The organism is Labrys sp. WJW, from assembly GCF_001676615.1.
In the GTDB taxonomy this organism is placed as follows: Bacteria; Pseudomonadota; Alphaproteobacteria; order Rhizobiales; family Labraceae; genus Labrys; species Labrys sedimenti.
The window spans coordinates 1-25,466 of the sequence record NZ_LYXZ01000010.1 but is presented as its reverse complement, the minus strand read 5'-3'; the positions used below and the strand labels follow the sequence as shown (position 1 = coordinate 25,466).

Genomic DNA, 25,466 nt, shown 5'->3' with positions numbered 1-25,466 from the left:
CGCTACCAATCCGCGATCGACCCATCGGCCCGGAAGGCCTCCGGGATCCATTGGCCGGTGTTCTGGCTCCTGAGGAAGCCCTCGTCGATCTCGACGCCCAGTCCGATGCCACTGGGCATCGAGAGATAGCCATCCTTGTCGACGCGGGGCACATAGCTGCTGAGCCTGCCGGTCCATTCCAGGCTGGTGTGGCGCGTTTCCAGCATGGCGAAGTTCTGGGCGTAAGCCGCGATGGCGAGACTGGCGGAAGCCTGGACGGGTCCGTTGGGATTGTGCGGCGCGAAGGTCACGCCATACATTTCGGCCAGCGCCGCGATGCGCACCATTTCGCTGATGCCACCGGCATTGGCGACGTCGGGCTGAATGATCCCAGCCCATTCATTCTCCAGGATGGGTCGAAAGGCCCAGCGGGTGAACAGTCTCTCGCCGACCCCGATCGGCGTGACCGAATGCTGGGAAAGCCGCTCCAGGGCCTCGTTTGATTCGGCGGGTACCGGCTCCTCGATCCACAGCGGCCCGGTGTGGCGCACGGCTGCCTCGATGGCAATGGCCAGTGAAGCGCTCGGCTTGCCATGCATGTCGATGGCGAAGTCGAGTTCGTCGCCGAGAACGTCGCGGACTGCCTCGCAGCATGCCACAATCTGGCGGATGGCGGCTCGGCCTTCCGTCGGCGCGACATTGGGCAGGGGGTAGATCTTGACGGCCTTGAAGCCCATGCCGAGGGCAATGTGGACCCGCTCGCGGAACTCCTCGGGCGAAGTCGACAGGCCGAGATTGGCGTAAGCCTTGATGCGGTCACGGACGGGTCCGCCCAGCAGCGAACTGACGGAGCGGCTGTGGATCTTGCCGCGAATGTCCCACAAGGCCATGTCGACGCCGGAGAGCGCGCTGGTCTGGATCGGGCCACCACGCCAATAGGCATGGCGGTACATGCGCTGCCAGATCCATTCGACCCGTTCGGGATCGGCACCCAGGATGAGCTTCTCGAGATCCCGAACGGCGCCACTCACGCCATGGGGCTTGCTCGGCAGGGAACATTCGCCCCACCCGAAGATGCCGGGCTCATCGGTCTCGACCTTGACGAAGACGAGGTCGGAGACAGGGCTGTAGCACACGAATGGCGTGAGCGCGGTGATCTTCATGGCCTGATATCATGGATGAGGGTGAGGATTTCGGCGCAGGCGCCCATGTTGTGATAGTCCGGTTCGGGGATGCCGCGTTCGGCCGTGGCGAGGGTGTTGTCGGCCTTCAGGGCGCGATACCAGCCACCGTGTCTATGGTCGGCGAAGTGTTGCCAGATGAAGCGCCAGATACGATCGTACCAATCCCAGTAGCGTCGATCGCCTGTCTTGGCGGCCAGATGGGCCGCAGCCGCGATCGTCTCGGCATGGACCCATTGCTGCTTGGAGGTGTCATAGATCCTGCCGTCATGCCCGTAGGAATAGAGCATTCCGCCGCGCTCTTCGTCCCAGACCGTAGCCAGCGCGCCGTCGAACAGCGAACGGGCGCGTTCGACATGCCAGTCGGCGGGACGATGGCGGTCGAGCATCAGGAGGAGCTTCGACCATTCCGTCTGATGGCCGGCAAGGTAACCCCAGGGGCGATAGCCGTCGGCGTCATCGTTGAAATTGTAGTCGGCATCGAGCGACCAATCCGGCTTGAAGTGTTCCCAGACCTGGTCGAGGGGGGCAAGGCTGGCCTGCCTGACCGAAATGGCATGCGCGATGTTGTCGGCACGGTCCAGATACCAGGTCTTGCCGGTGGCCTCGTAGGCAGCGAGCATGGCTTCACAGGCATGCATGTTGGCGTTCTGGCCGCGATAGGGGCGAATGGTTGCCCAGTCGGCACTCGCTTCGTCGGCATAGAGGCCGGCTGCGGGCTCGTAGATCCGGTGCTCCATCACCCCCACCGCTTCCTCCAGCCAGCCGGCCGCCTCCGGCAGACCCGCCTTGAGGGCCGTGGCGAAAGCCAGCACCACGAAACTGAAGCCATAGGTGATGTTGCGGCTGTCTTCCTCGCTGCGCTTGCCCTGCTCGAAGTCGAACTGCCAGCGATAGCCGAGGGTCTGCGGCACCCGGTGCTGCTCGAGCAGGAAGCGCAGGCCGTGGCGCACCGCGTCGCGATTCTCCGCGCGGCCGAACAGGCGGTAGGCGTTGGCATGGATGAAGAGGAAGCGGCAGGAACTGACCAGGCTGCGCGTGCGGGCATCGAGCACCGCGCCTTCATTGGAGAAGACGTTGTAGAAGCCGCCGGAGGGATCGAGTGCAGCCGGATGATAAAAGCCCATGGCCTTGTCGATATGGTCGAGCAGGAAGGCACGGGAGCGGAAATCGGGAAAATCGGTCATGGCATTGCCTCAGAAACCGAGCTTGGCGAGAAGGCCGCCGTCGGCGGCATAGTCAGCGCCGGTCACATAGCTGGCGCGGTCGCTGGCGAGGAAGGCGATCACCTCGGCGATTTCGCGTGGCGTGCCGATGCGTCGGATCGGTACGCGTTCGCCCCATTCGCCGTAGACTGTCTGTCTGTCGCGACCTTCTCCGAATTTATCAGCGGCGATGCGCAGGAGCGGAGTATCGATCGGGCCGGGGCTGACGGAGTTGGCGCGGATGTTGTGCATGCCGAAATCGATGGCAAGCGTGCGTGTGAAGGCGAGCAGGGCGCCTTTGCTGGTGGCATAGGCCGAGAGACTGGCGGTATTGGCACTGCCCTGGTTGGAGGCGACATTGACGATGGCGCCGCCTCCGCGCGCGATGAGGTGCGGCAAGCCGAAATGGGCCGTCAGATAGGCGCTCTTGACATTGACGCCCATGACGCGGTCCCAGACATGATCCAATGTCTCGAGTGCCGTGCCATAGGGATGCACCGCCGCCGAATTGATCAGGATATCGAGGCCGCCGAACTGCTGCGCCGTCCTTTCGACAGCGGCCTTGACCTCTGCCGACTGGGAACCGTCTCCGATGAAGACGGGAATGTCTTCGGGCAGCGCATCGAGCCTGGCGTTCGCCTGGTCGGCCGATACGTCGCTGCCGAACAGCGCCACCCTGGCCCCACGCTCCGCCAGCAGTTCCGCGGCGGCGCGACCAATGCCGGTGGTGCCCCCCATGATGAAGACGCATTTGCCTTCAAATTCTCGCTGCATTCGCTTCTTCCTCGGGGTGATGAGCCATCGGCGCGGCAAGCCGTCCGGAAACCGGGCTCACACAGCTTGCGTACAGGGAATTGTCGGTGCGGCCTCCTCCGCACCGAGGGGAGCGCTGTGGCTACCAGCCCTTATGGGAGGCAGCGTTGTCACGCGTGACCAGTGTCGAAGGGATCAGGATGGTGGTCTGTGCCGGTTTCTTGCCGTCCATGAATGCCATGCCGAGTTCGATACTCTTGATCGACATGGTCTGCGGCTCCTGGGCGGCGGAGGCCTGGATCAGCGTGTCGGCCTGAAGTGCCGCCACGATGTCGGGGGCACCGTCCACCGAGGTGATGATCATTTCCTTTCGGCCAAGCTGCTTGGCGGCAAGGTCGACACCGATGGCCGTCGGGTCATTGATGGTGAACACGCCGTCGATGTGGTCGAAACGCGTCAGCAGGCTCTGCATCACGGCGAGGCCGCCGTCGCGTGATCCCTTCGCGTCCTGGTCGTCCGACAGCAGTTTGATGTCGGGGTATTTGGCCAGGACTTCCTTGCAGCCCTTGACACGGGCCACCACCGAGGAAACCTGCGGGCCGTTGACGATCACGACCTTGCCCTTGCCGCCGATCTTATCCACCAGGTACTGGCATGCGATGGTGCCGGCCTGGGTGTTGTCCGTCATCACGACGGCGTCGGCCCCCTGGGCGATATCCCCGATGGCGATGACGCGAATGCCTGCGTCCTGGGCCTTCTTGACGGCCGGCGCGATGGCCTGCGGATCTGCGGCGTTCAACAAGATGAAATCGACACCGGCAGAAATGAAATTGTCGATCTGAGTGAACTGCTTGCCCAGATCGTAGTCGGCGGCGAGCACGGTGACTTCGGCCTTGGGATTGATCTTTTTCGCTGCCACCACTGCTGCGTCGCCTTGCGACACGAAGAACGGATTGCCAAGCGATCCCAATGTGACGCCCACCCTCTTGAGCTCGGCCGCCGAGGAGGCATCGGCGTAGAGCGCTAAGCTGACGGCAGCCAGCAACAATCTCTTGAGCATTTCCTCAGTCTCCCAAAATGACGCCGTGGACCGGCTATTGGATTTTTCGTGTCGCGCCAGCGGTCGTCGATACCTTCCGGACCGCGTGCGGGACCAGCGCTTCATATCAGCTTGATTACTAGTATACAAGTACGTAAGGATGAAGCTGGACGAGAAATTGACGCCGTGTGTACAGCGAGGGGCGAATGTGTCACATCGCTGTAATTCCAGATCCAGGAGGAATGCGCCTGATGGCATTCAACCGACGGCAAAGCCGAGAGCCCATCGCGGGGCAGGCCTACACCGTGATCAAGCGGCGCATACTTGATCTGACGTTCGAGCCGGGCGATCTGCTGTCGGAAACACGCCTGTCAACCGAATTCGGGTTCAGCCGCACGCCGGTGCGCGAGGCTTTCAAGAGACTTGAAAGCGAGGGGCTTGTGGATGTCATTCCCCAGCAGGGGACATTTGTTTCGCCCATCCGCCGCGAATTCGTAATCGATGCCCAGTTCGCACGTTCGGCTCTCGAGTGCGCGGTGGTTCGCCTCGCTGCCGTCAAGCGATCTGACGCGTCGCTGCTCGAACTTGACGCCAATCTCAAGCGACAGGAACTAGCCGCCTCGAACAGCGATTTCGACGAGCTCTACCGGCTTGACGAGGAGATGCATCAATTGATCGCAATTGCCTCGGGCCGTCCCGCAGTCTGGGATATCATCGCCGATATCAAGGTGCACATGGACCGGGCGCGGAAGTTGACGCTGCAACCCAGGCATGCGCCGACCTTGATCGCACAACATCGCGCCATCATAGAAGCGATCCGGGCCAATGATCCGGATGAGGCGGCAAGGGCCATGGACCTTCACCTCGAATTCCTCGTGGCCCATTTCGACGAGTTCATCGCCGCTCGGCCCAAATATGCCATGGAAATCCAGCGCTCGATCGGGTGAGGGCCTCGCCGGCGGTGGAGATATCCGTGAAACGGCGCGGCCTGGTCGAACTTCTCGATCAGCACCGGCCGCGACTGCGGGGCGTCAGCCGGGCTGCGCCATGCTCGTTATCGCGGCAGAGCGAATGACGCACTGATTGCGGCCGTTCATTTTGGCCTGGTAGAGAGCCTCGTCGCTTGCCCTGAGGAGGAGTGCGGGCGAGAGCTCGCCGTTGGAACCGAAGACGACACAGCCGCAGCTGACGGTCAGGTAGCCGGTAGGCGAGACGTCATGGACGATGGCCAGGTCCGCAACGCTTGCCGTGAACCGTTCAAGCAAGGGCGCAGGGTCCCTCAATCCGTTCAAAACGAATGCAAACTCCTCCCCGCCATAGCGAGCGACGACGTCGGAATGTCTTGCGACAGACTGCAGTGCCGAGGCGATCCGGCGGAGCGCCGCATCTCCCTCCAGATGACCATAGCGGTCGTTGTAGGCTTTGAAATGGTCCACATCGATCATGACGATGCAGATGCTCCCGCCCGTCTGGCTGGCATGCCTGCAAATAAGCTCGAGTTGACTATCGAGATGGCGCCTGTTGGCGATGCCGGTCAGCGGATCTTCAAGGCTCTGTCGTACGAGAGACAGTTTCTCCTTTTTCAGCGTGCGGTTTGCATCGCGCAGCGCCAGTTCGCCCCGCCTTTCGTCGGTAATGTCGACGATGAAGCCGACGGCGCGCTTGGGGGCTCCGGATACCCCTTGAATCAGGCAAGCCGCAGAGCGTACCCAGCGGATGTCGCCATTGGGGCGGACAATTCTGAAAACGATGGCATAGTCACGCTTCGCCGCAATCAGCTCGGCGGCCGTGCGCATGACTTCCGTGGCTCGATCTACGTCCTCGGGATGGATGAACGGCCGGAACTCCGCGATGGACCGGACGGGGTCGTCGGGATCGCGGCCCATGATCCGATACCAGGATTCGTCGCAATGCAATTCGTCCTGTTGGATGTCATAGTCCCAGATGCCGAGGCCGCCGACACGGGCCGCGATCATCAGCCGCTCCTGGCTTTCCTGGAGCAGCGCCAGCGCCTCCCGTTCCACGGTAACTTCACGCGAAACGCACAGGATCGCTGTAGGCACTCCCTCGGCCGCCATGACCGGGGTCAGCATATTGTCCCAATGCTGCTCCTTCTGGCCGGGCAGGGCACTTCGGCCGGAAAAACGGGCAAATACCCCGGAACGGGCGGCGGCGAGAGCCTGTTCTCCGGCAGGCCAAATGTCCTCCGGCAGAAGCGACAACCACGGCATGCCGAAGGAAGAGCCGTCTGCAACACCCAGCGCATGACAACCTGCCTTGTTCATGTGAACCAAAGTGCCGTCGAGGGAGATCAGCTTGATGCAATCCACGCTGACATTGAGCATGTCGGTTTGCGCTGATGTGCGCCTCTCGAGTTCAATCTCCCTGCACTTCAGTCCGTGAACATCCGTGCAGATACACAACCAAGCCCCTTTGCCGGCCGCCCCTTCGTTCATCGGGTGCAGGTTGAGAAGAAACCAGTGCGCATTTCCATTGCCGTCCAGAAGCCTGCATTCGAAGCCGTCCAGGTTCCCCGGCGTGGCAACTGACTGAAACCTGGCGTACGCAACCTCCATGTCTTCCGAATGGATCAGGCGGGTCCAGGCTATGCGTGCATTCACATCGACAAGGCCAACCCGCTCACGCCATGCGGAATTGAGATGCACGATGTTGCCGGTCCGATCGAGGACGCATGCCGGGCACTTCAGGATGTCCAAGATGGCGGTAGGCGGGGGAGCTTGTTCGGGCCAATGCCTGGCTCCGCCTTCAACCTCGGACGCCAAGGGATGTCGGGGCGCTGAACGGACTGACGAAACGGATATTTGCGGGAACAATCCATCGCTGTCCGATAGTGGCATCTCATGTCCTTCGGTCGACAAAACCAGAATGAAGTCCCCCCTGACTCAAGCTTCGTTCGCATGGCTGAAAGTAATGCCAGGATGCCGGCACATGCAATCTTTCGGCAATGACCAGAGATGGATCGTCGAGTGATCGACACCGGTGCCGCGTTCCACCACCATCTCTTTCAAGTCGCGCAGGCTCTGGCCGTAGGCTACAGAAATCTCTTACGGACTACCTAAACCCTCTCGCCATCGAATCGCCTAGGCCGAGCTGATCAAACGATCTGCAGAGAGATGGCTTGATGCAGCTTCTTTAGGTTCGGCAGCGACTTGCTTTGCCACGGAATCTCCGAGCTGCCGCGCACGATGAGAGCTACGTTTGGGTGCTTGCGCACCTCGATTGTAAATTTCGCCAATAGATTGATTCCCGAAGAGTTGAGGAACTCAAGATCTTTCAAATCGAGTATGATCGTAGACGGCTCGGCTGTCAGGACGTCTGTCATGAGCGTCATGATCGGAGCGTATGCATCTGTTCCCGACAGTCGCATTGTGCCATCGAAATGGATGACATTGTCTTCGACCCAGACTCGATATTCGTCAGTCGTAATCTCAATATTTGGCTTCATGGTTCACTGTTGCAACTGAGTGACGGGAAGGGTGGCGAATGTTCCGACATGCACGCGGCTGCCATCTTCGGCGGGATTGAAAGTCCATGCCAGGCGCGCGCCATAATCATTCATCAGAGTCAGCAATCCCAGACCCGACCCAGATGTCTCCGGATGTGCTGCGTTGGCTTCGATGCGTTCGATGAGCAGGTCACCTGGATCACCGACGGTGATTTCGGCCAGGAGTGCCTGGAACAGCGAAGCCGTGTCGGAACTGACCATATTGGAAACCTTCACTTTAAAGGCATCGGTATCCATTGCCGCCTCGACCCTGATCTCGCCAGGTTCGTGGAACTTGACCGCATTTTCGATCAGTTCATTGACGAGGTAACCGATATTGTGCCGGACTGCACGATAATCGTTGCGCGAGGTCCGGAACGGCAGGGCGAATATGTCGGCGATGAAGTCCGATGTCGTTGCGCAATGGTGCCATCGCAGGTCCAGGGGACCATCGAATAGACTCACGCGGCTGATACGCTCATCCATATCGATCACAATGTCTTTCGATCCGTACAAAGTGGTCATGATGCTACCTATGCCTTATAACGACGAGTGTTATGTCGTCGTGGATCTTGCTGGTTCCAATGTAGTCCATCAGATCCTGGATAATTCCGTTCTTTATTTCCTCAGCGCTCGAGCCATGACGCTGGCGTGCGCTTTCGACAAGTCGATCCAAGCCGAATAGTTCGCCCTTTCTCCCCTCAGCCTCGGTGACGCCATCGGTATGCAATACAATCACGTCGCCGCTTGCGAAGGCTATGTTGCGGGTAGCGACGAAAGGCGAAATGTCCTTTTCGAGCCCAATCGGAAATCCCAAATCGATCGTGTCGATGCGTTCAACTCCGCCACCGGCCCGCACCACCACAACTTCCTCGTGTTGGCCCGACAGCGTCAGTTTACCATCCTCATAGTCCAGAAAGGAGAGGGACAGATGCTTGTCCGAATTGGTTCGCTCGAGATTCTTGAATATCGCCCGATTGAGTCGGTCAAGGAACTGCGCAGGATTGTTCTCGCCTGTTTCCTGCAGCGCGCGTGCAACCGACTGCACCATCAGCATTAGAACGCCGCTTTCCAGGCCGTGGCCGGTGACGTCGCCAATGCCGACCTTGAGCTTCTGCCCGTCTCGCAAGACATCGTAATAGTCGCCCCCAACCTCGTCTGCCGGCCGCATGTAAGCTGCAATCTCGACTCCCGGCATTGCAGACAGCTCACGCTCCTTGGGGAGCACCATTCTCTGGATCTGGCGGGCCACGTCGAGCTCGGCACCGAGCCGCAGGTTTTCGCTGCGCAGCTGTTCGTTGAGCGATGAGATCTCCGAGTTGGCATTCTCCAGGTCGCGGGTACGATCCTCGACGAGCTGCTCGAGGTTCTCGGTGTGGTAGCGGATTTCCTCCGCCATGCGATTGAAGGCAACGCCGACCTCGCCGACTTCATCCTTGGTGGGGATGTCAACGCGTACCGAGTAGTCCTTGGATTGCAACTGGCGGGCTCCTGCGGCCAGCGCGCTGAGGCCCGCGGTGATCCGCTTCGAAATGCCGAAGATCGCGACGAACACCACAAACAGACTGACCAGTACCGTCAGGATCTGATATTTGAGGATGCGGTTGGTCGCGCTCGAGATGTCGGACTGCGCCGCGATCAGCGAGGCATAGATCTCGCGTTCCGGCACCAGAAAACCGAGCGTCATCGTTTCTTTGACGATCGGCCCGTTGTTCCACAAATTAGTGGGCGCGAGCTGTTTGAGGACGGCGATGTAGGGGACATCCTCGCCATTCTGCTTAAGCACAATGTGCTGGATATCCGGCTTGTCGTCTGTAGGCATGCTCAAGGCGACGATTGCTGGCTGGTCGCTCTTCTTCAACGAGCGGTCCAGGCCGGTGACGCCCTGTCCAGCCGCATCGCTGGCGGTGACCACGCCAAGCGTCTTCTCGCCGGCCGAATTCACGGCAACGACGTTACCATTCGACATGGCCAGGAAACCGAAGCCGGTGTCGGCGACTTTCACGCTCTGCACGAGGTCGGTCAGCTGGTCGAGGGTGACGTCGGCCGCGGCCATGCCGGCGACCGATTTACGGTCCGCCGTCCAGAGCGGACGAAAGAACGAGACGATCTGCTTGCCGGAATTCGCGTCGATATAGGGAGCGGTGATGGTTGTAACGTCATCGAGTGGCTGGCTCGACGGCTTGTCCAGCCAAGTCTGCCAGTCATCGTAGATGCCGGGGAAAAAGAAATCCCAGAAATTCGCCTTATTATGACCGGGATAGAGCTTATCGAAAGTCTGGGCGAGCTCGGATGCTGGCGTGGCGCGCATCACGGGCAGGGCCTTCGGGCCCACATAATAGACCTGGAGTTTCTTGGATCCGGTCTGCATCAGCGTCGGGCCAAGAATGTCGAACAGCGCGCTTTCACGCACGTGATCCCGGACCGCCGGTATTGGCTGATGGTTGGAATCGAGCAGATAGCCCCAGATGCTGGTCGTGCCCGGGGCACCAGGGAGGTTTTGCACCCAATCGCCGGTCGCGTTGTAGACCAAGGGCGTCGACAGGGTACGGTCCTTGGCGATGGTGTCTCCGATTGCCTTCGCGGTTTCGGGATGATCTATCATCGCCTGCATCGAACCGGCGAGCACGCCGACTTCCGAATGCACGCGCTCGAACAGAAGGTTGGCCCGCAGAGCCGTCGCATCGATGTAGGTTTGGAGATATTCGCGGCTGGCCTTGGTCAGGCCGTTGCCCACCTGTTGGGCGGCGTCACGCGACAGGCGTTGCACGTTCCACAGCGCAATGCCGCCGCCGACCAGCAAGTCGAAGAGGACGGCCGCACCGACCACCAGAATGAATTTGGCGCGAAAGCTCCTGGGAGAAAAGCGCCGGTACCATGGCGGGGAGACAGCGCCGTTCGTCATTGTGGCTTGGTCCCGGACGCCACCCAGATGGGCCAACCCGCATAGCCTCGGGGATGCAGCGCAGCAAAGATGTGATCCTGGAAGCCAAGGCGGAAGCGGTCCATGAACTCAGGAGTGTCGCCGCGCTGGGCAGACATCTGGTCGACGAAGGCGTTTTGCCAAGCCTGCACGATATCGGCAAAATCCTGCGGATCCCCATCGAGATTGCTGACCATGAAGGTCTCCATCTTGATATTTTCGAAGCCGCAATCCAGCATGTAACGTCGGCTCTTAGGCCCGCACTCGATGTCCATGTCGAAGTGGGCCCAAACCTTGGCTGCCTGTTCATAGGTCCATTTGATCGTCTCGCCGCGCGGCTCGCCGACGCAATGCGAGACCTTTTCGTTGGTGACATAGACGCGGCCGCCCGGCTTGCAGATCCGAAAGAGCTCCTTGAGGATCATTTGGGGCCTGGGGAAAACCTGCAATGCGTGCCGACAGGTAACGAAGTCGAACAGATTGTCTTCCAGCAGCAATTCCGCGGCATCGCCATAGACATATTCGATGCCGTGCAGGTCAAAACTCGCGGCCACCTGGCGCGCGTACGCCAAGCTCGGCTTGGAATGGTCGAGCGCGAGGAGGCGGGAGGGCTTGAAGTCCTTGTATAGGAGGGCCGCGAAGTCGCCGATGCCGCAGCAGATATCCGCGACCGCCATGTTCTCCTTCAGGCCGTGCCGCGGCAGGATGTTGCGCTCGTGGCGCCATGTCATCTTGGTCTGGGTGCGCAGAACCGGGAAGAAGCGGCTCTCTTCGAGAATGCTCTGAAAAGGGTAGAAGTCGGCGTCGTACTCTTCGACCTTGATGGCCGGCTCGATCAGGCTCAGCCGGCCAAATTTTTCCGTCGTCCAGCCGACAACACTGGACGTCACGACGACGAACCGCAGATCCGGCCTGACACGGCTGGCGTCCAGCATCACCCGCGCGAAGGCGTGGAAGGCGGTGTTGTTCATCTGCCCGAGGCGCCGGACATTGACGTGGAGGATCCCGCTTACCCGGTCGATCGAGTCCTTGAACAGCGCCAGGCTTGGCGCGATCTCGTCAACGGACTGCGGGCGCAACGTACCGGAAAGTGAAAACTCCTGATTGTTCGGGTCGAACTGCGCCTTGAATCGCGCTTTGTTGGCGAAGGTTACCGCGGTCAATGTGTCATGTTCCCGAGTGGGAGATCGACGACGAGCGTGATGGTGTCATTGGTATGCGCGTTGATACTGACTGTTGCGCCGTAGCTGACCGCGAGTTCGACCAGCAATATGTCGCGGCTGGGGCCAGGGTCGCCGGACAGCGAGCTCATGTAATCGGCTTCGGCGTCACCGCCCCGGATGCGGGCAATGGCCTGCTCGAAGAAGCGTTGCTCTTCCTTCGTGGACGTGAAGGTGAGCTCGACCCTGTCGATGGTGTCCTGACGCAAGATTCTGCAGGCGAAGGTGCCGCCGGCGTGGCGACTTCGGAATGTGAGTTCAAGCAACTCGTTAAGTGCGGAAGAGAACAAGTTTGAGAATAGTACAGAATCCGGCCGATTGTGACTTATCGTCCGGGCTAGAAAAGTGGCGATATAATCGCAATGTGTCCAGTTGGATATGAAGGTTCCCATTTCCATATCAATGTGAACCATGATACGAAAATCAGGATCCAATGTTTCGCTATGCGTGACGTTCGGCGCCATATTGCTCTCTGCTATTGCGATACCCGACGGAATGTATTGTCATCAGTTGATACGCTCGCGGCGCCTTCGGGAGGCCGAGGCCTTGGATGCAAATTTCCGAGCCCGTTCCGAGCTCATGGCCTGTCCGAGATAGTGGCCCTGAAGTACGTCACATCCTTCGTTGATCAGCCACTGGGCTTGCATGACCGTTTCGACCCCTTCGGCCGTCACGATCATGTCCAGACCATGCGCCATGTCAATAATCGCCCGGACGATCGTCTGGCTTTTTCGCTCTCTTTCGACATCTTGAATGAAATACTGGTCTATTTTTAGCGACTCGAATGGAAAATTCTTGAGATAGCTGAGCGATGAGTAATGTGTTCCGAAGTCGTCAAGAGAAATTCGAACGCCTAGAACATTAAGAGTGTTAAGTGTATCCAAATTATCGACGGTTTGTTCGAGTAGAACTGATTCTGTTATTTCGATCTCTATTCTGTCGGCGCTTATGCCGGTGCTATCTATGACCTGGGCCACGATATCGGTGATGGAACCGCCGAGGAACTGGGCCGGCGAAATGTTGACGGCGATATTAAGCGATTCCGGCCATGTCATTGCCTGCCGGCAGGCTTCTTGCAGCACCCATCGGCCGATTTCATCCATCAGTCCGTCCGCTTCGGCGATAGGAATGAACACGTTGGGAGTTATGCGCCCAATTTCCGGATGATCCCAACGCACCAGCGCTTCAAAGCCGACGATTTGGCCCGTCGCGCGGAGGAGGGGCTGGTATTCAAGCAGAAGTTCGTGCCGATCCAGCGCCATTCGCAGGCTGCGTCTGAGGCTTTCGCGTTGTTCGATCAAAAGCATCATCGAGCGATTGAAAGTCCGAGCGCAGCCCCGCCCTTCTCCCTTTGCGGCATAGAGCGCGATGTCGGCCGCCTTCATCAGTTCTTCGCCTTGCGTGCCATGCTGAGGGCCGAATGCGATGCCGACGCTGGCCCCGACGAAGAGCGGCATCTCATTGATCATGAAGGGTATCTTGAAAGCGTCGACGAGCGCCTGCGCCACACTCTCCGCTTCGCTCGGGTCCTTGCCATACTGGATGATCGCAAATTCGTCGCCGGCATAGCGGAAAGCGGAGTCGCCCTCCTGAAGCACACCTCGTATCCGATCGGCGGCCAGTTTGAGTAACGCATCGCCCGTGCCGTGTCCCAGTGTGTCGTTGACCGACTTAAAGTCATCAAGATCAATCTGCAGCAGCGCCGAACGCACATGCCGGCCGTCATTGGCGGTCAAGATCTCCTTGAGCCGGTCACTAAGGCGTTGCCGGTTCTGCAGGCCGGTCAACACGTCATGATTGGCCTGGTACATCAGTTTGTTGTGCTCGATCTCCGCGGCCCTCCCGGGAGAATTCGCCACTTCGATCAGGCCGATCCCGTCGTCAGCGGGAAACACCCAGACTTCCATTTCTTGATGGGGTGTGGCGGCAATTTTGATAATTGTGGGGGCCCGGGTAGCAAGTAGCTTGTCCACGGTCCTGCGCGCTTCGCCTGTAGCTATGCCAGGATAGATGTCAAACAGACTCGCACCAGCTGATATATTGCCGCTACGAGCAGTCGAAAGTCGTGTTGAGAATTGAGTAAGTCTTAAATCTCTATCATAAAAAGAAGCTAATTCTCGTGTATGTTCCAGAAATTCTGAGAGTTTCTGCCCGGATGCTGTAATTGTCCTGACCTCTACTGGGCCCTCTTCTGGTAATTTTAACTTTTTCCAAAAGCGGAACACTTCCAGATCCCCTAGTACGATTTCAGGCCGTCACAAGTTCCCGGTAAATTCCTACTCCGAATTTCGCATCGGATACAATTCAGAATTTCGATTCGTAGATATGAGCATTGAGAAAAACCATCACAGCGCAGGAACGGTTCAATAAGTATTAAAATTTGCTCAAGCATAGGGAGCTCAACTTGGCGAGGTGAGGTGGAACGGGCCTGCGTCGAGAGCACCCCGGGCTTTGTCGAGATCGGTCGCAAGCTGTTGCCGGAAGCGCGCTGGATCTGTGCCGGCATGCGTGGCTGGCGGCAACCTCGTCGGGCCAGCCGTTGGCGGACGGATAGGGGGCGGCTTTTCATGCGCCAAGGCGGCAGTTTGGCATTTTTGGAATAGCCGAATGTAAATCGAATGTTCCCTGACCATCGACCTTTGTCCCGATAATCCACAAGCGCTATTGTTTGCAACAAAACTCAAAAAACTCGGAACAATGACGGAAATTACTGGAACGATTGGTTGATCGACCTTTACACCGAGCTGCAATTGCCTGAGAATCCGAGTCGGCGCAGCGATCGGGTCCACAAGGCTGCGTCCGTAAAGAAAAAACAGCACTCACTTCGACAACAACACAAAACGAAAGTGACTGAACATGCTCGAAGAAGACGCCAGTCTTGTCGACCTGACCGTCGACATCGTCTCGGCCTATGTCTCCAACAATCAGGTCGCTACCGCTTCCCTCGCGGATCTGATCCGCTCGGTGCACGCAAGCCTCACCGGCTTGAACAATCCCAAGCCGACTGAGGTGGATATACCGGCAAAACCTGCCGTTCCGATCAAGAGATCCGTCACGCCCGATTACGTCATCTGCCTGGAAGACGGTCTCAAATTCAAATCGCTGACCCGGCATTTGCGAACCGCTTATGGTCTGACGCCGGCACAATATCGAGAGAAATGGGATCTGCCGGGGGACTACCCCATGGTTGCGCCGAACTACTCGGCCACTCGCTCTCGTCTGGCGAAGGAACTTGGCCTCGGGCAACAACGCCGGAAGGCCGATAGCGCACCGCCGCCACCCCCTCCTGCACCAAGCAAGGGCAGAAAGAAAAAGGCCGCATAGCGACCTCGACGCCAGACATGTCGATTTGCGAAGGCCTGGATGATCGAGATCAAGGTTCCTGAGCCTCGTTTCCGGCAGGTCTGGCGTATGAGACAAAGCCGCAATTGGCAAGTCATTGCAACGCCGCGGTCCCACTGCATGAACTTCGTGCTTTCTTTCGTCCATCGGAGGCATCTGATGGCAGGTTGCTCCATTGTCGGGAGAAACCTGATGAAAGCGGAAACCAGGGCAGGGCCGACACCTTAGGCCCCGTCTGACAATCGGCCCGGTCGCCGAAAGAAGGTGGGCAGAGGGGGTAGCAGGATGACCGCCGCCACAGCAGACACACTTTACGAGGCTGGTGAAGCGCATACTCGCCGGGCTCAGACGTCTCATAGGCGAGTGATTATGTCTGCCATCAGCAGGCATCTTCGCCGTGCTTGCGGCAATCCGGCATTGGTATCGCGTATGGTTGTTCACCACCGGCGGGCAATGGCTTTACGCTATTGCCGGAATGGCTCCTGCCCTGGGCGCATGATGGAATGTATAAGCCGGTCCGTGTCCTAAGGAGGCGGATTGTGGCGGATTTTGACTTCATCATTGTCGGAGCAGGATCTGCCGGCTGTGTGCTCGCCAATCGACTGACCGCTACGGGTAGATTCCGCGTATTGCTCTTGGAGGCCGGCGGGAGCGACCATCGCTTCATGATCCGCATGCCGATCGGCTATGGCCATAGCTTCTACAATCCGAAAGTGAACTGGAAGTTCGAGACCGGGCCGCAGGACGCGCTGGCTGGACGCACCAGCTATTGGCCGCGCGGAAAGGTCCTGGGGGGCTCGTCCTCGATCAATGCGATGGTCTATGTCCGCGGCCAGCGTCACGACTTCGAGGATTGGAAAAGCGCAGGCAATTCCGGCTGGGGCTGGGACGACGTCCTGCCTCATTTCAAATCGATCGAGACGTTCCAGCGCGGCGGCGATGCCTGGCGCGGCGGGAAGGGCGAACTCCACGTCACGGATATGGCGCCATCCGTGCACCCGCTTTGCCAGGATTGGCTGCAGGCTGCCGAGCAAGCCGGTTTTGCCCGGACGCCGGATTACAATGGCGAGAACCAGGAAGGTGTTTCAGTCTACCAGATCACCACCAGGAAAGGCTTTCGGGCTTCGTCTGCGACCGCGTTCCTGCATCCGGTTGCCAGCCGTCCCAACTTGAAAGTCGTTCCCGGCGCTTTCGCCACCCGTATCCTGTTCGATGGCCTGCGGGCGAGCGGTGTCGAATATGAGCAGGCCGGACAGAAGCATGTCGTTCGGGCTCGGCATGAGGTGATCCTGTCGGCCGGCGCGGTGCACTCGCCGACTTTACTACAGCATTCAGGCGTCGGTCCCGGTGCACTGCTCCAGAAGTTCGGCAAGAGCGTCGTGAAGGACATGGCAGCCGTCGGGCAGAACCTGCAGGATCATCTCGGCATCGACTATCTCTATCGCTCACGTAAACCGACGCTCAATTCCATGCTGCGTCCATGGTGGGGCAGGGCGATGCTCGGCGCGCGCTATCTTCTATTCCGCGACGGGCCGTTGTCGCTCAGCGTCAACCAGGCGGGAGGCTTCGTCAAATCCGGACCCGGCGCCAGGCGGGTGGACATGCAGCTCTATTTTTCACCGGTCAGCTACAGCAAGCCGACGCCGGGTGTGCGCCGATTGACCCTGCCTGATCCGTTTCCCGGTTTCTTCATAGGCATTCAGCCCTGCAGGCCGGAGAGCCGGGGTTCGATTGCCATCGGATCGCCGGATCCGAAGGCCGCGCCTGTCATCGAGCCGAACTATCTATCGACGGCCGGCGATATCGAGGAAATGCTCGCAGGCGTGCGTCTCATCCGTAGGATTGCCGACCAGCCGGCCATGCGTGCCGTCATCCTCGATGAAATGAAGCCCGGCCTCAACATGCAGAGCGAAGCCGATCTGGTCGCAGATATTCGAGCCCGCTCGGGTAGTGTCTTTCATGCTTCCTGCACCTGCCGCATGGGGCCGGACGACGGAACGAATGTCGTGGATGACCGCTTGCGCGTGCATGGATTGGGGGGATTGCGTGTGGTCGACGCCTCGATTTTCCCAAATGTCACGTCGGGCAACATCAATGCGCCGACGATGATGGTGGCTGAGAAAGCCGCGGCGATGATCCTGCGGGACAATACCTAGCAGCCCCGCCGCTCGCCTTACATCGGGCGTCTCTCCTGAACTTGGGCCAGCACCTCCACGCCCCTGGCGATGGCCCGCTCGCCGATCGCGCTCACGCCGAGAACCAGCTCGCCCCGATCCTGCATCTGATTGATGCAAAACCGGCTGATGGGAGAGACCGGCAGGCCATCTTGCCACCCATCTCCACCGGGCGCCAGATTGGAACGGTGTCGCCGGTATCGTCGCTTGGTACGCCAGATGGCACAAGCCGCTTCCCGGCGATACGCGGAAAGTTAACATAATACCGGCATTGGGCTTGCTTCGCGGCCTTTTCGTCGTTGGCGGCGAAACCGATGTGGACATGGCAACTCTCGAGAAGGGTACGGTTTGACCGCAGACGGGCTTTATCCGTTTTAAGTCCTATCCGTTCGAGCAATTCTTGAAGTCGAAGCCGGTCGTGAAGGCAGGCACTAATCTGGAGAAACCGGGTCTCTACGCAATCTTGGAAAACCGTTACACGATACTTGATTCGGGTTCTTCAAAGCATCCGGATGCAGCAGAGCGTACGGATAGATTGAGGCGCGATCACTCTAACCGGAAAGAATGAATCTATTCCAAGAATCGCATGATGAACGGTATCATGATGAGGGAGTCTCAGATTCGTTGACAAGGAAGGTTCACGGCGGTGGGTTAGATTGGTTTACCTAAAGTAATGAGTCTCTTTGATCGAGGTTCTTGAAAGCAAGTCATAATAAAAATTGAGATAAATGAAATTGTATTGGGAAATTCTCTTTCTGGCGGAGACAATGTGAGCGACGTGTTACAGCAGCAAAGCCTACACGAGCGGCCGATAGTGCCGATCGTGCGCAAGGTGATGCTAGGTTTGGCGGTGGCGTGGTTGACGTTGGTGGCCACCTTTGGTTGGTGGATGTCACAACGGCTTATAACGGAGCATCTGGAGAGCTTGGCGTCCAGCGCTCAATATGAGACGAACACCACCGCGCGCGTCATGGACCGATTGTTCACCGAGATGGTCAGCGTGGCCAATATGGTGGCAGGCCAAGCCGACGTGATCCAACTCGCCGTCCGCTATCGCACGGATCCGCCCGGCGCTGCTGCCCTGACGCGTCAGCAGCGTGCCAGCCAATTCACGCACGATCCCTTGGTGCGCAAAGTCGGCGATTTCATGAACGCGCTGGCCAGTGATCTGCGCTACGCCCGCATTTACATGAACAACATGTCGGACGATACGGTAACGGCAAGCAACTGGGCAGAACCCGACAGCATTGTCGGCATGATCTACTCGGGACGCTCCTATCTTGTCGAGGCGTTGCGTAAAGGTACGGGTTCTTCGTTCGGCATCGCCCGCCTGAACAAGACCCCATCCTATTTCGTGGCTAGTCGCATCGATGACTCCAACGACGTACCGCAGGGCTCGGTCACCGTGAAGTTCGATGCGCCCGACGTAGCATCCTACCTGACAGGTCGGCACGTTGCGCTGATCGTGAACCGTCAGGGGCGGGTGATCACCACTTCATCCGCGCCCTTCATGCTTCGCAATGTGGCGGCACTCCTCCCGCCAGGTACGGTACTGCCGCCCGACGACGGAGAAGAGGCGGGCCAAACCATGGATGTGCGACCGTTGGCCGGCCCGGCGCATCCCGATCAATGGCTTATCGACGGCAAGTCTTATCTGCTCCGGCATCAGCCGCTGGCTGGTACACAGTACCAGCTGTTCACGCTGGCTTCGCTGGAGCAATTGGCACCCATGCGCACGCAGCATCTTTGGACGGCGGCGCTGGTGGCAGCGTTCGGCCTGGTTTTACTCCTGCTCTCCGATCGTGTTGCCACACAGCTTGCCGAGCGCCGCCTGCGAGCCGAACAGGATCGCGATATTGCGAGGTCCCGGGCAGCCGAACGCGAACTGACGATCAAGGTACGCGAGAGGACTGCGGAGCTTGCGGAAAGCAACGCATCGCTGAATGCAGAGATGGAGCGGCGTCATCTGCTTGAAGCGAAGCTGAGGCAGTCGCTCGATTCCGTCAACGATGCTTTGGTGCAGCAACAGGACTTTGTGGCCATGCTGTCACACGAGTTCCGAAGCCCGCTGGCCATAATCGCAATCGCCGCTGACAATCTGATGGCGTCTGTGGGGGAGGGAGCCGACAATATCAGGCTTCGCATCGACAAGATTGGCCGCACCGTCAAAAGAATGTCCATGCTGATTGAAAACGTCCTCGCTGGCGATCGGCTGAACGCCAGGCAGGCACCGTTTGTCAAGGCAGAGGTGTTCGACCTGAACGAAATATTGCACACCGTCAGAGCGGGGCTGGACGACAATGCCACGAGGCGCGTCAACTTCATTCACGGCGACGCGGCAATGGTAAGGGGTGACCGTGTTCTGTTGGAAGTTGTCGTGCAAAATCTGGTTCAGAACGCGCTGAAATACTCAGCTGTATCGAATCCGGTTACGGTTCAGCTGTCGATCGCTCAAGGCATAGCGTCCATAAATGTAATCGATCAAGGAGTTGGCGTAGAGCCGAGCGACCGTGACTTCATTTTCATGAAATATTATCGTGGTCGTGGCAAAAGCGTGGCCGGCTCTGGTCTAGGCCTTTACATTTCACGAGAGATCGCCCAGCAGAACGGTGGGGATCTGATATTGGCGGCGAGTGATGCTACCGGGTCGACATTCTGCTTCTCGCTGCCTATCGAAGCCGCTGGCGCCGCATCCCGATAACCTGAACTTCGTGACTTTCAACTCACCAGCCTCGAGGCCTGGATCGCCAGCAGGCAACCTTGCTCGCAGTCGACGATCGCACGGATCGGCTTTGTTCTGATCGCGGATGCAAGCGGCTTGCCGAAGGGCCGCCGTCGGGCGGCCCCGATGCAACGCCAAAGTATTTGTGCACAGGCGCGTCAAAGGTGCGAAAGATCGTTTTGCCGCCTGGAGCCATTGTCATGTCTCCGGCCCTACGTGAATACCTGCTTCCTCACACGCGACGATGAAGGCCGCCCGTGCTTCCTCATGAGGTTTGAGGCCAACGAATGCATCAAGACAAATTCCTCGAGCCCAGAAGAGCTTCTTGCCGTGCAACAGCGGCCAATCTCTCAAAAGAAGTGCCGCCGCTTCCTCCGTCGAGGAGACAGTCTGGACATTGCCTTTCGATCTTTCGAATCGCACGGCAGTTCCCCAGGCTCCAACAGACATTTCACTCCCTCCCAGCGCTCGACCTTTGGAACGGTATGCCGATTCATTAAGTGAATGTCGATGCAGTAATTCGTGTCACTCAAGGGAGAGTTGGCGGTAAAGCTAAGCCTCGGTTGACCGGTAAACTCGTCGTTACGATTTGTGAACAGACTGCCCCGATCACCCGAAACAGCGCATTTGTTCGCGGCATTGGCCCAACAAGAGGCCCATTTCTTTCTGGCGCGCCGCCCTAGCCTCGAAACGGAGTGGATGATCTTGGAGTCGAGGGGGCGTTGATCATTCAGTCGCGCCGATATTCGTTGAGGATGATGGTATCCCTTGGGGGCATCCTGCGGCGTTCCCAGCCCCGTCAACTCGTTCTTATCCTCCGAGTTTTGGCGGCCGAGAAGTAGCCGAAGACAGTTTGGCAGCTATCGCCGAAGTCAACGATTGTTGCCCCCAGGGGAACCCCTCATTGGCCTCGGCAATTCTGGCCGGTTAGAACACTAGGGGGCGTCCACCGCGCTAGGAGGTGACGCTATTTTCCGCCCCGGCCGGTGCCGCCACTGCCCTTGCCGTTGCCGTTATTCTGGCCACCATTGCCGGAGCCGGGTCCAGAGCCATTGGTATTGCCGCCGCCATTTCCGGAATTTGGCTGATTGCCGTTGCCGTTGCCAGGGCCGCCACCCGAGTGAGCACCACCCGTGCCAGTGCCGCCGCCCGTGCCGGTACCACCACCCGTGCCGGTACCACCACCCGTGCCGGTACCACCACCCGTGCCAGTATCACCACCCGTGCCGGTGCCGCCGCCCGTACCGGTACCACCACCCGTGCCAGTACCGCCACCCGAACCGGTGCCACCACCCGTACCGGTGCCACCACCCGTACCGGTGCCACCACTCGTACCAGTGCCGCCGCCCGTGCCGGTGCCGCCACCCGTGCCGGTACCACCACCCGTGCCGGTACCACCACCCGTGTCGGTACCGCCACCCGTGCCGGTACCACCACCCGTGCCGGTACCACCGCCCGTGCCGGTACCACCGCCCGTGCCAGTGCCGCCGCCGCCACCTGTACCAGTGCCGCCGCCCGTGCTCGTACCGCCACCCGTACCACCGCTATGGCTGCCGCCGCCGCCCTGCGACCCACCCGTGCCGCCAGTTTCGTTAGAACTGGATGCAAGAAGGTCGTACCACAGCAGCTGACGTGAATCAGTCGTTGTGCGTTTTGGCACTGCCGGACAATGATAATGCTTTAATTTCTTGGTCTGAACCTGGCGCAATTCTTGATGGCAGGCGTTCCCTTGCAAAGGGCGCGCCGAGGCATCGACAGAATTCATGAAGCAAATTGGCAACAAGATTGAGGAATATTTAAGCAAGCGCTTGTAATTCACTGTCCATGACATTTGGGCATCTCCTTGACTCTTCCGACGTGGGAGGAATTCTATCGGTCCTCTGCTAGGGAATGAGCCACTCCCTGATCTGGAATAATATTGAAGGATGCCATTGCTCGGTGTGCGTTTTTGCACATGGATCAATATAAATAGATCAATATAAAGTATTAATATCCATATCCTATAGTGGTACGCTTCCCTGCAGTGTATCTCCTCTTGATGGATAGAAGGCGCGAGTCGAGCCCGTTGCGGGTGTCATCCGGACACCGGCGGCAAAGCGATACGGTTTCCGTCATGGCCTCGAGCAGAGCTCGTTTAAACGGAAACCCATGTCTGACCTAACTCTTTGATTCAACGTGTCTTTGTGATTCTTGACGATTCCAATAAATCGCAAAAGACGCTCCGGAGGCCCCGGCATCCACACCTGCAGAAGCGCATTCACCACAACGACGATCTTCCGCACGATCGCGGTTTTCGTGTACTTTCGCGGTGCGACAGCCCTGTCTTCTTCGATACACGCTTGCGTTCTGGTGCCCATCGAGGCACGGAGTGGCACCGTAGATTTACGTTGTGTTAGGTCGTATTGACGTGTTTTTATCTCAGTAAATTTAACGTATATTGAATTGTTGTGCTATTGATTCAGCATCGATATTGGAAATGCAAAACCCGAAAATTCTCATTCGGGATTTTCTATGCTGCCTCGCCACGGCTCTGATTGCGTCGCTTGATCATCGATCGACCTTCCCACGATCCGAGTGCCAGCAGGGTGACACAGGCCATCCAGCCCATCGACAGCAAGTCCGCCACCGGTGCGAGGGCGATTACGACCAGCAGCAGAACGGCTCCGATCAGATGCGAGTGGGGAATGCGGCCATAGACCACCTTCTTGTAGATCGCGCTGCCGACGAGATAGATGACCGGTCCAGCGATCAGGGCCACCGCGTGGGCCCAGGGCGGTGCGCCGTGGGGATGGGCGAGCATCAGATCGTTGCCGACTGCGCCGACTATGATTCCCGCGATCAGGATAGCGTGGACATAGTGGAAATAGGCACCGATCCGGCCGGGATCGTCGGATCGCTCGATGGTGCGGGTGGCATCTTCGCTTGAGGTGCCGAAATACAGCCACCACATCGCGACGGTGGTGAGAAAGGCGGCGAGCAGGGCCAGCAGCACGGTCCCGTCCCAGTCCTGGGCCTCGGACAGGGTAGCCCCGGTCGAGACCAATGCTTCGCCGAGCGCGACGATGACGAAGGCCTGGCAGCGTTCCGCCAGATGGCCGCCTTCGATGGTCCAGTCTTGCGTGGAGGAACGCCCCAGGCCGGGCAGCGGGAAACCGAACATCGGCGAAAGATATTCGCAGGCGATCGCGACGAGCCACAGCGTCATGCGCCATTGCGGGAAGACGAAGGCTCCGGCGAGCCAGAAGACGGCCGCGATCGCCAACCAGCCCAGCATGCGCCAATAATTGGGTGCCAGGGGATGATCCGCCGGCAGCCGCGAGACGATATAGGCGGTGCGGCCGACCTGGATCGCCACATAGGCGGCGGCGAACAGGGATGCACGTTCGCCGAAGGCCTCGGGAAGGGCGGCGGCCATGACGAGGCCGAGCAAGGTCACGGCGAAGACCAGCGAGCGGATGGCCGGCCTCTCCGGGTCGAACCAGTTCGTCACCCAGCAGGTATATTGCCACCCAAGCCAGACGGCGAACCACAAGACCAGGGTTTCGGCGACGCCTTGCGCATTGAGATGTCCCAGCAGCTTGTGGCTGAGCTGGGTCGCAGCGAAGGCATAGACGAGGTCGAAAAACAGTTCCACCGCCGTCACGCGCGCATGCTGGCCGTCGCGTTGGCGCAGCAGGGGATGTGTTTTTTCACCGGCTGAAGAGCTCATGGGCACCGTCACGAAAACACGCTCAGATTCCTTTCGATGTCCTTGCCCGCATAGGGCGGGAAGACGTCGAGAAGCACATCCGGATTGCCGATCAGCAGGGCCTTGGTATTGCTGAGGGCATCGAACCCGGCCTTGCCGTAATATTTGCCCATGCCGCTGTTGCCGACGCCGCCGAACGGCAGGCTGTCGATCCAGCAATGGAGATTGGTCTGGTTGATGCACCCGCCTCCGAAGGACAGGGAACCCAGGACATAGTCGATCGCCTGCTGATTCTTGCTGAACACATAGGCCGCAAGGGGCTTTGGCTTGCGCTTGATGACATCGACGACCGCCTTGAGGTCGCGATAGGGCATGACGGGAAGCACCGGTCCGAAGATCTCCTGCTGCAGTGCCGGATCGTCCCAGGTGGAAGGGTAGAGAATCGTCGGCTCGACATATCGGGCCTCGATGTCGAATCGCCCGCCATGCACGAGCTTGTCGGGAAGGATGTAGGAGGCCACGCGTTCGGCATCGTGCGAACTGATCATCCTGGCGAAATCCGGGCTCTTGCTCGGGTCCTCTCCATACATCCTGATCACCGACGCCTTGAGCTTGGCAATGAAGGCCTCGGCAACGCTCTCATGCACGCAGACATAGCCCGGCGCGATGCACCATTGGCCGGAGATCGCATTGTGTCCCCAGGCGATCCTGTCGGCGGCGATGTCGAGATTGGCGGTCTCATCGACCAGCGTGGGGTTCTGCCCGCCCAGTTCCAAAAGCACGGGCGTCAGGTGCTCGGCAGCCGCGCGCATCACCACCTTGCCCACCGCCGACGAACCGGTGAAGAAGATGAAATCGAAGGGAAGTTCGAGAAGCGCGCCGATTTCGTCCCGCCCGCCGGTTACCACGCTGACGTTCTCGGGCGCGAAATACTGCGGTACGAGTTGCTGGAACAGCGCTGCCGTTGCGGGAGTCGTATTGGCCGGCTTCAGGATCACCGGATTGCCGGCGGCCAGCGCGGCGATTGCCGGGTCGAGCAGCAGCAGGATCGGTGCATTGAACGGGCCGATCACCAGCGTGACGCCATAGGGCTCCTTGTGGATGACGCCCCTGTTGCCGGTTTCCTCCAGCCCCGTTGGGATGGCGACCGGCTGTGGCGCCATCAATTGGCGGAGATTCTCGCGATAATATTTGATCACCCCGCTGGGTACGGTGATCTCGAAGAGCTGCTCGAAGGGAGGCTTGCCGAAATCCTGATACAGCGCGGCGCACAGGGCTTGCCTGTTGTCGAGCAGCAGGCGCTCTATACGATCGAGCTGGTCGATCCGCCATTCATAGCTCTTCGTAGCGTCGGAGAAGAAATGCTCCTTCTGCGCGTCGAAAAGCGACTGGAAGCGATTGGTCATGGCCTGCACCACGTTGGACCGATATGTCAAAAATGGCGACGGGCCGATGGCCCGCCGCCGGATTCGACTTACTTGGTGGTGTAGCCGCCATTCACCAGGATGGTCTGTCCGGTCATCCACCAGCCGTCGGAGACGAGGAAGCGGATGTAGGGCACGATGTCCTCGATGTCGGTGAGACCGGTCTTGGAGAATTTCGACAGGGCCGCCGCGCTCTTGTGATAGGCGACGGCGTCGGCGCCCTCGGCCGGATAGAAGAAGGACGTGTCCATCGGGCCGGGGCCGATGGCGGTCACCGAGATGCCGCGCTCGCCGAACTCCTTGGAGGCGGC

The 25,466-nt window shown here is 59.2% G+C and carries 20 protein-coding genes and 1 pseudogene; 5 read left to right on the top strand and 16 right to left on the bottom strand.

What is annotated here, in order from left to right:
• Window positions 1-2 precede the first annotated feature (2 nt).
• The 4 genes from dgoD to BA190_RS06640 form a co-directional block, all read right to left on the bottom strand.
• The gene (dgoD, locus tag BA190_RS06655) at window positions 3-1,142 is read right to left on the bottom strand and encodes a galactonate dehydratase (RefSeq protein ID WP_068284485.1); all 1,140 of its coding nucleotides are present in this window, start codon (window positions 1,140-1,142) and stop codon (window positions 3-5) included.
• On the bottom strand, window positions 1,139-2,347 hold the full coding sequence (locus BA190_RS06650; protein WP_068284483.1) for an AGE family epimerase/isomerase: 1,209 nt from the start codon (window positions 2,345-2,347) through the stop codon (window positions 1,139-1,141). The genes dgoD and BA190_RS06650 overlap by 4 nt, the downstream gene beginning before the upstream one ends.
• Window positions 2,348-2,356: 9 nt before the next feature.
• On the bottom strand, window positions 2,357-3,139 hold the full coding sequence (locus BA190_RS06645) for an SDR family NAD(P)-dependent oxidoreductase (protein ID WP_068284481.1): 783 nt from the start codon (window positions 3,137-3,139) through the stop codon (window positions 2,357-2,359).
• A 121-nt stretch (window positions 3,140-3,260) separates the two neighbouring features.
• Window positions 3,261-4,178 (bottom strand): ABC transporter substrate-binding protein, encoded by a 918-nt coding sequence (locus BA190_RS06640; protein ID WP_068284480.1) that lies wholly within the window; start codon window positions 4,176-4,178, stop codon window positions 3,261-3,263.
• A gap of 185 nt (window positions 4,179-4,363) precedes the next feature.
• On the opposite strand from BA190_RS06640, the gene BA190_RS06635 reads away from it, so the two are divergent.
• Entirely contained in the window at window positions 4,364-5,104 is a 741-nt protein-coding gene (locus BA190_RS06635; protein WP_082979518.1) for a GntR family transcriptional regulator, read from the top strand.
• A gap of 84 nt (window positions 5,105-5,188) precedes the next feature.
• Here the strand turns inward: BA190_RS06635 and BA190_RS06630 are convergent, their stop codons facing one another.
• From BA190_RS06630 to BA190_RS06600, 8 genes and pseudogenes are all read right to left on the bottom strand, one after another.
• Complete coding sequence (locus BA190_RS06630; RefSeq protein ID WP_068284478.1) at window positions 5,189-6,874, bottom strand: diguanylate cyclase domain-containing protein; 1,686 nt, start codon at window positions 6,872-6,874, stop codon at window positions 5,189-5,191.
• A 246-nt stretch (window positions 6,875-7,120) separates the two neighbouring features.
• Window positions 7,121-7,219 (bottom strand): annotated as a pseudogene (locus tag BA190_RS35735) (IS6 family transposase); the annotation flags it as partial.
• Between the two features lie 53 nt (window positions 7,220-7,272).
• Window positions 7,273-7,611: an STAS domain-containing protein gene (locus tag BA190_RS06625; protein ID WP_068284533.1), complete on the bottom strand. Its 339-nt coding sequence runs from the start codon at window positions 7,609-7,611 to the stop codon at window positions 7,273-7,275.
• Between the two features lie 15 nt (window positions 7,612-7,626).
• Entirely contained in the window at window positions 7,627-8,187 is a 561-nt protein-coding gene (locus BA190_RS06620) for an ATP-binding protein (protein ID WP_068284476.1), read from the bottom strand.
• A gap of 4 nt (window positions 8,188-8,191) precedes the next feature.
• Window positions 8,192-10,567, bottom strand: coding sequence for a SpoIIE family protein phosphatase (locus BA190_RS06615; protein ID WP_068284475.1), 2,376 nt, complete (start codon window positions 10,565-10,567; stop codon window positions 8,192-8,194).
• Window positions 10,564-11,748 (bottom strand): class I SAM-dependent methyltransferase, encoded by a 1,185-nt coding sequence (locus BA190_RS06610; RefSeq protein ID WP_068284473.1) that lies wholly within the window; start codon window positions 11,746-11,748, stop codon window positions 10,564-10,566. Before BA190_RS06610 ends, BA190_RS06615 begins: the two co-directional genes overlap by 4 nt.
• Window positions 11,745-12,269, bottom strand: coding sequence for a hypothetical protein (locus tag BA190_RS06605; protein WP_068284471.1), 525 nt, complete (start codon window positions 12,267-12,269; stop codon window positions 11,745-11,747). Before BA190_RS06605 ends, BA190_RS06610 begins: the two co-directional genes overlap by 4 nt.
• A 42-nt stretch (window positions 12,270-12,311) precedes the next feature.
• Window positions 12,312-13,937, bottom strand: coding sequence for an EAL domain-containing protein (locus tag BA190_RS06600; RefSeq protein WP_082979523.1), 1,626 nt, complete (start codon window positions 13,935-13,937; stop codon window positions 12,312-12,314).
• A 724-nt stretch (window positions 13,938-14,661) separates the two neighbouring features.
• Between BA190_RS06600 and BA190_RS06595 the strand changes: the two genes are divergently transcribed.
• The 3 genes from BA190_RS06595 (at window position 14,662) to BA190_RS06585 (ending at window position 20,022) form a co-directional block, all read left to right on the top strand.
• A complete protein-coding gene (locus BA190_RS06595) occupies window positions 14,662-15,129 on the top strand; it encodes a MucR family transcriptional regulator (RefSeq protein ID WP_068284469.1) in 468 nt (155 codons plus the stop codon).
• Window positions 15,130-15,686: 557 nt separating this feature from the next.
• Window positions 15,687-17,303: a GMC family oxidoreductase gene (locus BA190_RS06590; RefSeq protein WP_156771387.1), complete on the top strand. Its 1,617-nt coding sequence runs from the start codon at window positions 15,687-15,689 to the stop codon at window positions 17,301-17,303.
• 787 nt (window positions 17,304-18,090) lie between these two features.
• Window positions 18,091-20,022: an ATP-binding protein gene (locus BA190_RS06585; RefSeq protein WP_245314597.1), complete on the top strand. Its 1,932-nt coding sequence runs from the start codon at window positions 18,091-18,093 to the stop codon at window positions 20,020-20,022.
• 219 nt (window positions 20,023-20,241) lie between these two features.
• On the opposite strand, the gene BA190_RS37175 is transcribed toward BA190_RS06585, so the two are convergent.
• Complete coding sequence (locus tag BA190_RS37175) at window positions 20,242-20,493, bottom strand: DUF982 domain-containing protein (protein ID WP_082979516.1); 252 nt, start codon at window positions 20,491-20,493, stop codon at window positions 20,242-20,244.
• Between the two features lie 511 nt (window positions 20,494-21,004).
• On the opposite strand from BA190_RS37175, the gene BA190_RS35730 reads away from it, so the two are divergent.
• The gene (locus BA190_RS35730) at window positions 21,005-21,679 is read left to right on the top strand and encodes a hypothetical protein (protein ID WP_068284465.1); all 675 of its coding nucleotides are present in this window, start codon (window positions 21,005-21,007) and stop codon (window positions 21,677-21,679) included.
• A gap of 873 nt (window positions 21,680-22,552) precedes the next feature.
• On the opposite strand, the gene BA190_RS06575 is transcribed toward BA190_RS35730, so the two are convergent.
• From BA190_RS06575 to BA190_RS06565, 3 genes are all read right to left on the bottom strand, one after another.
• Complete coding sequence (locus BA190_RS06575; RefSeq protein ID WP_068284463.1) at window positions 22,553-23,752, bottom strand: low temperature requirement protein A; 1,200 nt, start codon at window positions 23,750-23,752, stop codon at window positions 22,553-22,555.
• 8 nt (window positions 23,753-23,760) lie between these two features.
• Window positions 23,761-25,137, bottom strand: a complete 1,377-nt coding sequence (locus BA190_RS06570; RefSeq protein WP_068284528.1) for an aldehyde dehydrogenase family protein — start codon at window positions 25,135-25,137, stop codon at window positions 23,761-23,763.
• 68 nt (window positions 25,138-25,205) lie between these two features.
• On the bottom strand, window positions 25,206-25,466 hold a 261-nt coding region (locus BA190_RS06565), incomplete at its 5' end, for an SDR family oxidoreductase (RefSeq protein WP_156771386.1).

Coding starts and splice junctions, on each gene's coding strand:
- dgoD (WP_068284485.1), bottom strand. CDS start 1,142: ATGAAGATCACCGCGCTCACGCCATTCGTGTGCTACAGCCCTGTCTCC.
- BA190_RS06650 (WP_068284483.1), bottom strand. CDS start 2,347: ATGACCGATTTTCCCGATTTCCGCTCCCGTGCCTTCCTGCTCGACCAT.
- BA190_RS06645 (WP_068284481.1), bottom strand. CDS start 3,139: ATGCAGCGAGAATTTGAAGGCAAATGCGTCTTCATCATGGGGGGCACC.
- BA190_RS06640 (WP_068284480.1), bottom strand. CDS start 4,178: ATGCTCAAGAGATTGTTGCTGGCTGCCGTCAGCTTAGCGCTCTACGCC.
- BA190_RS06635 (WP_082979518.1), top strand. CDS start 4,364: ATGTGTCACATCGCTGTAATTCCAGATCCAGGAGGAATGCGCCTGATG.
- BA190_RS06620 (WP_068284476.1), bottom strand. CDS start 8,187: ATGACCACTTTGTACGGATCGAAAGACATTGTGATCGATATGGATGAG.
- BA190_RS06615 (WP_068284475.1), bottom strand. CDS start 10,567: ATGACGAACGGCGCTGTCTCCCCGCCATGGTACCGGCGCTTTTCTCCC.
- BA190_RS06605 (WP_068284471.1), bottom strand. CDS start 12,269: ATGGCGCCGAACGTCACGCATAGCGAAACATTGGATCCTGATTTTCGT.
- BA190_RS06595 (WP_068284469.1), top strand. CDS start 14,662: ATGCTCGAAGAAGACGCCAGTCTTGTCGACCTGACCGTCGACATCGTC.
- BA190_RS37175 (WP_082979516.1), bottom strand. CDS start 20,493: ATGTCTGTTGGAGCCTGGGGAACTGCCGTGCGATTCGAAAGATCGAAA.
- BA190_RS06575 (WP_068284463.1), bottom strand. CDS start 23,752: ATGAGCTCTTCAGCCGGTGAAAAAACACATCCCCTGCTGCGCCAACGC.
- BA190_RS06570 (WP_068284528.1), bottom strand. CDS start 25,137: ATGACCAATCGCTTCCAGTCGCTTTTCGACGCGCAGAAGGAGCATTTC.